We start from the raw sequence: 6,000 nt of genomic DNA, 5'->3' as shown, positions 1-6,000 counted from the left end.
GTTATTCTACAATCAAAAATTATAACGAAGTTATCGAGGTTTTTAACAAGCTAGGGTGATCAGTTATTTACTACGATTGGTATTACGTGCCAGTCAATACGTCTCAACTCGACAAAGACAGCGCAAACGACAACAAGATTGGTAGGGTAACTACACTTAGGAAGTTACCAAATAACACCATAGACGCGACCTTAGGGGGCTCGACATTAAACCTCTCTGCAAACAGGTAGTTCATCACTGCGGGTGGCAGCATGGTGAACAGCACCATCATCTGAAGATGCAACGTTGGCAGCGGTATAAAGAAGTAAATGATGGTAAAAGCGATCGCCCCTGTTAACAGCGATTGAGCCGTGCACAACAAGCCAACTTTTAATCCGCTCAGCCTCAAGTTGACCATTTGCGAACCCAGCGACAGAAGCATGATAGGGACGGCAGCTTGCCCAAGCAGTGATGTGGCTTCATAGATTGGATTCCACACGGTAATTCCAGACAGGTTGAGCGTCATTGCTAGAGCAGCCGCTAAGAAAATCGGCATCTTGAGGATCTGTTTGATCGGGTTGCCATCACTTAGTAACGCCAAACCAACACTAATATGGGCACATGCTGATACCACAAATAGTAATACCGCAGGGGCTAATGCGCTCTCGCCAAAGGTATAGGTGAATAGGGGAATGGCTAGGTTGCCACTATTACGGAACATGTGTGGCGGAGCCCAAGCCTTGAAATTGAGCTTAAAAATCTTACAGATCGGAATCATCAATAAAGCAGGCACTAACACCGCGACCAAAGAAGCGGTTATGAGTGGCAATTGCTCGGTGTCGAGAGGCATGGTGGTCAGCGATGCAAACACTAGCGCCGGAATACACACATCCATGTTGATGCGATTGATCGGTTTGAAATCGGGCTTGAGCCAACGACCGACCGCAAAGCCAGCACTGGCTAAAGCAAAAACGGGAAACAGAATGCTGACGACCTGTTCGAACATAGAATTCCTTTCTAGATTGGGTGTTTCCATTTAGCTGATAAACAAATGTTTTAGAGAGCGCTATAGCGAAGTATGAAGTCGAAATGTATAAGTATTAACCTATCAATATAATGAGTTGGCGTCACCGAAGATCGTTGTCTGTGAGCGGTTAATTTACATTTCTTTGAATGAAGCACAAAAAAGACCAGTGGTATTCGCAACTGGTCTTTAAAGGCTAGATAAATCTGGACAGGTTCTTTAATTAACTGCGGTTACCGTTCTTGTCTTCTAAATGCAGTTCGAGTTGTTGCTTATCTCGTCTAGAGTTTTAAGTCATGCGCCCAAAAACTAAACGCGATTATCACCGCAGCTGTAGGCAACGATCTGGCTGATTTCGCTCAGGCTACGACCTGACTGTTGCTGCCATTCATTGAAGGCTTTACCCGCTGCAAGTTGTGCTCGCTTGGTGTTACGGCCGCTATCTACCACATCTGTACTACGCAGGTGGGCTTCAACATCTGATGACAAGATAAAGGTGTCTTTACCCATTTGGCGCAAGGTGTAGGCTCCGGTATTACCACCCAGTCGCTTGCCGTGTTTCTTTAGGTAATCCCACAGTTCAGTAATGCGTTCTGATGGCCAGTCGGCAACCATTTGCGAGAATGAATCGGCTTCACGCTTGGCGTTGTGAATCATGGTGGCATTGGCAGGGATGGTCATCACCTTGGTGAGGTGGCGAATGATGCGCGGGTCTTGTGCTTTCTGTTCCCACATCTCATTCGGCAGCATTAGCATTTTTTCGATGTCGAATTCAAAAAACACCTCTTCAAACTGCGGCCATTTTTTTCTGACTACACTCCAAGAAATACCACATTGGAAGACCTTTTCAGTAAAGGCGGCGAGCCAACGATCGTCGGTGATTTGTGATAACTCGGCTTGGGAAAGGGGCGCACGAACAATCTTCTCGAGCTCGGCTGCTCCTCCTTTGCGGTGAGCAGCACGTTGATAAATAGTGTCGAATTTTTCTTGGGTCATTGGAGGTTCCAAATTACATCTGTGTATCTTGAGTATGTAGCCAATGCTTAATGATATGGGGTCAAATCTGGCAATTAAAACAAGTCTATTAACTAAAGTAAGTCTGTTATTTAAAACAATCTTATTAATCAAAACCAGTCTGACAATTAGAACGAACTAGCAGAGCTTTAATTCCATCTGATACAAGGGCCATGTTTTGCCATTAAACTCTTTCACTCTTGGCTCTTTGTTGACCACTTGAAAGCCCACTTTGTCGTAGCAGCGTTTTGCTCCGATATTTTGCTTGAATACCGCCAAGGTGATGGTGGTGACATTGGGTATTTCTTTCGCCGCTTCTAATGCACTTTCTATCATGGATTGTCCTAATCCTTTACCTCGAAGGTTGGGGTGAATCGCGACTCGGCAGAAGCGAAGTTCAGTGTCTGACATGCGTTGAAATTCCATAAAGCCAAGCAAGTCATCGGTATTTGAGTTGGCGTTTGAATCGGTGTTCGGTTCAGAGTATGACTTAGATGCAGAAAAGGTATATAGCTCGACATGTGATTCTTGAGAGCGTTCGATGATGGAGGCTGCTTTTAAGGGCCAACCAAATGTCCGTCCGCCCCATAGAACGTAGTCTTCTTGGGATGTAAACCAAGTGACGATCTCGTCGGCGTCGGATGCTTTAAAGCGGTTTATTTCCATATTCTTCTCCCTTCCTTATCGTATGCCTCTTTTTTTAAGCCGTTAAAATTCTGTGGCCAACTGATCAAGAAAGCCACGCATGTAGTCGGTGCGCTTGTTGGCTTCTAATTTGGCGGATTGTGTATTCATGGTTTCAGCGAGCTTAAACAGTTTCACGTAGAAATGGTCGACACTGTAATGCTTGTCATCCAAGTCACGCTGCTTCGCGAATGGATCTTCGTGGTTATACAGCTCTGCGTTAAAGCTTTGACCTACGTACAGGCAGCGAGCGATACCAATCGCACCGAGAGAATCTAGGCGATCCGCATCTTGAACAATCTGTGCTTCCAAGGTTTCTGGTGTGATGTTGGCACTGTAACTGTGAGTGATAATAGCGTGATGGATTTCGTCGAGGTAGGACGCAGGATACTCGATAGATTTGAGGAAAGAGACCGCCTTGTCTGCCGCCATTTGTGAGCTTTGGGCTCTGTCTGGGTGGTTCTTAGGAAAGGTGAAGCAATCATGAAGGTAAGCGGCAGGAAGAACGACCTCAAGCTTAGCCTGTTCTTGAGTACACAAAACCTCAGCAGTTTTGACTACTCGCTTGATATGGCTGATGTCGTGCGCGGCATCCTGTGTCATCTCTTGCTGAGCAAAATCAAGCAGTTGGCTTTCAAATCTTTTAATCACGCGTCCCTTTCTCCATTTTTAGACGTTATCAATGTTGCTTATCGATCAGTGTCGTTTCATATCGACTTTAACAGTTTCAAGCGCGAGTTTTTATCTTTTATAAAAGGAATACCCACAAAAAAACCGACTCTGTGAGTCGGCTTAATAGAAAGGTTATTCTGTGTTGACTAAAGCGTTATCAACGGTAATCAGAGCCTAAGCTGCAGCTTGTTGAAGTTTTGCTAACACATCATGCAGAGAAGGGCTGATGGTGTGACCAAGCGCTTTCACTTCTTCGCAAGGCTCAACCAAATCTGGGATCTGGAAGCTAATCATATTCGCTGCCATTGATGCGCGAATACCGTTGTTCGAATCTTCAAACGCTAGGCAGGTTTCAGGGGCAACACCTAAGCGTTCTGCCGCCAGCAGGTAGATCTCTGGATGAGGCTTACCGTGAGTCACTTCGCAGCCGGTGCTTAATGAGGTGAAGTAAGAATCTAGGCCTGCTAACTCAAGCTTTTTCTTTGCGATATCTAGCTGAGTGGAGGTTGCCACTGCGATCGGAATGTCGTTTGCTTTTAGCCATTCAAGCAGCTCAATTACACCATCTTTTACCGGGATGGCTTGGTGCTTAACAACCGCATTGTAGCGAGTGCGCCATTCATTGTTCAGTGCTGGGTAGTCTAGGTTTTCACCGTAGCCATTTCGAAAAATCTGTTCGATGGTTTTTGCGTTACAGCCAATGATGCCTAGGTAAACGTCCTGCAAAAACGGAACACCTTGCGCGTGACATGCTTCTTCAAAAATTTGCATACAAAGTCGCTCGGTGTCGAGTAACAGTCCATCCATATCAAAAATAGCAGCTTGAAAATTCATATCCGTGGTTCTTTATGTGTTGTCGTCGTGAGGGCGAGTATTTTGACATAGTGTCTCGGGATAGGCGAGTCAGTGTTCAGTAAGAATATGCTTAACTAAAACGGAAATATGGTTCTGTGTGTTTTCTATGTAATTGATTATGAATTAAATAATACCGTTCAGTTATGAGTGCGATACTTTATAGGCTATACAGATCTAACAGTCACAATAATGGTTATCGTACATAACAAATTTTGGTTTAGATTCTGTCTTCCTATTACATTTCATAAACTTACGGTTCAGTTAGCGTGACCATAATCTTAGAAAAAACAATTTGCGAAAGCCCGCAATCATAGTGTGACCAAGCAATAAGTAAATGGTGGAACTTAGAGACAGAATATCATTAGTCCACATTTTTAGCAGGGTTGCTTATGTTGTATTTTGAGTTTCTATTTTTATTAGTCGTTCTCTATATCGGTTCTCGGTATGGCGGCATCGGTTTAGGTGTTGTTTCTGGTATTGGTTTGGTTATCGAGGTGTTTGTCTTCAAGATGCCACCAACGTCTCCACCTGTCACCGTAATGCTGATCATCCTCGCTGTTGTTACCTGTGCTTCTATTCTTGAAGCGGCTGGTGGCTTGAAATACATGCTGCAAGTAGCCGAAAGGGTACTGAGAAAGAACCCGAAACGCGTCACCTTGATAGCTCCGTTCGTGACTTATTCGATGACTTTCTTGTTGGGTACTGGCCATGCGGTTTACTCAATCATGCCAATCATCGGCGATGTTGCGTTGAAGAATGGGATTCGTCCTGAGCGCCCAATGGCGGCAGCATCTGTTGCGTCTCAACTGGCGATTACGGCGTCTCCAATCTCGGCAGCCGTGGTCTATTACCTCGCGCAACTTTCAGATATCCAACACTCGATTACTCTGCTTTCTATTTTGATGGTGACGGTGCCTGCAACGCTGTTCGGAACACTTTTGCTTTCTATGTATAGCTTGAAACGCGGTAAAGAACTGAACGACGATCCTGAATATCAAGCGCGTCTAAAAGATCCTGAGTGGAGAAAGCGCATCGAAAGCACCACTGCGACGTCTTTGGATGAAGTGCTTCCAACTTCGGCTCGTAATGCAGTATTGATTTTCCTATTGTCGATTGTGGTGATCGTTATCGTGGCTATGGTGCCAGAGATCAGAACCATCGTAGACGGCGACAAGCCAATCAAAATGTCGGTGATCATCCAAATGATGATGCTCTGTTTCGGCGGTATTATCTTGCTGGCAACCAAAACTGATCCGCGTGATGTGCCAAACGGCGTGGTATTCAAATCGGGTATGGTGGCGGCGATTGCTATCTTCGGTATCGCTTGGATGTCGGATACCTATTTCCAATATGCAATGCCTCAGTTTAAATCTGGCATCGTGGAAATGGTGACCAACTACCCGTGGACGTTTGCTCTAGCGCTATTCATCGTATCGGTTGTGGTGAACTCTCAGGCTGCGACTGCACGTATGATGTTACCGGTTGGCCTCGGCTTAGGATTAGACCCAGCACTGCTTATCGGTTTGATGCCAGCGGTGTACGGTTACTTCTTCATCCCGAACTATCCATCAGATATCGCAACAGTGAACTTCGATGTTTCTGGCACCACTAAGATTGGTAAGTGGTACTTCAACCACTCATTCATGTCGGTCGGTTTAATCGGTGTAGTCGGCGCATGTTGCTTAGGCTACGCACTGGCACAGGTTTTCATCGCATAGTCTCGCTTTTATCGCTTAGTCTAACTTCTTGTCGCTTAATTAAGCGATAACGAG

At 45.3% G+C, this 6,000-nt stretch carries 6 protein-coding genes; 1 reads left to right on the top strand and 5 read right to left on the bottom strand.

Annotation, left to right across the window (positions count from 1 at the left end; all coding sequences use genetic code 11):
- Nucleotides 1–103: 103 nt before the first annotated feature.
- The 5 genes from AB4407_RS02465 to AB4407_RS02445 form a co-directional block, all read right to left on the bottom strand.
- Entirely contained in the window at nt 104–985 is an 882-nt protein-coding gene (locus AB4407_RS02465; protein ID WP_372118271.1) for an AEC family transporter, read from the bottom strand.
- Nucleotides 986–1,312: 327 nt separating this feature from the next.
- Nucleotides 1,313–1,999 (bottom strand): DNA-3-methyladenine glycosylase I, encoded by a 687-nt coding sequence (locus AB4407_RS02460; RefSeq protein ID WP_372118269.1) that lies wholly within the window; start codon nt 1,997–1,999, stop codon nt 1,313–1,315.
- Between the two features lie 156 nt (nt 2,000–2,155).
- Nucleotides 2,156–2,683, bottom strand: coding sequence for a GNAT family N-acetyltransferase (locus tag AB4407_RS02455; RefSeq protein WP_372118266.1), 528 nt, complete (start codon nt 2,681–2,683; stop codon nt 2,156–2,158).
- A 42-nt stretch (nt 2,684–2,725) separates the two neighbouring features.
- Entirely contained in the window at nt 2,726–3,352 is a 627-nt protein-coding gene (locus AB4407_RS02450; RefSeq protein WP_372118263.1) for an HD domain-containing protein, read from the bottom strand.
- A gap of 195 nt (nt 3,353–3,547) precedes the next feature.
- On the bottom strand, nt 3,548–4,207 hold the full coding sequence (locus tag AB4407_RS02445) for an HAD family hydrolase (protein WP_372118261.1): 660 nt from the start codon (nt 4,205–4,207) through the stop codon (nt 3,548–3,550).
- Between the two features lie 410 nt (nt 4,208–4,617).
- Here AB4407_RS02445 and AB4407_RS02440 point away from each other — a divergent pair, with 410 nt between their 5' ends.
- A complete protein-coding gene (locus AB4407_RS02440) occupies nt 4,618–5,946 on the top strand; it encodes an anaerobic C4-dicarboxylate transporter (protein ID WP_372118259.1) in 1,329 nt (442 codons plus the stop codon).
- Nucleotides 5,947–6,000 lie beyond the last annotated feature (54 nt).

This window comes from Vibrio sp. 10N.261.46.E11 (assembly GCF_041472735.1).
Taxonomy (GTDB): domain Bacteria; phylum Pseudomonadota; class Gammaproteobacteria; order Enterobacterales; family Vibrionaceae; genus Vibrio.
The sequence above is the reverse complement of the archived record's forward strand: the minus strand, read 5'-3'. Positions and strand labels throughout refer to the sequence as shown.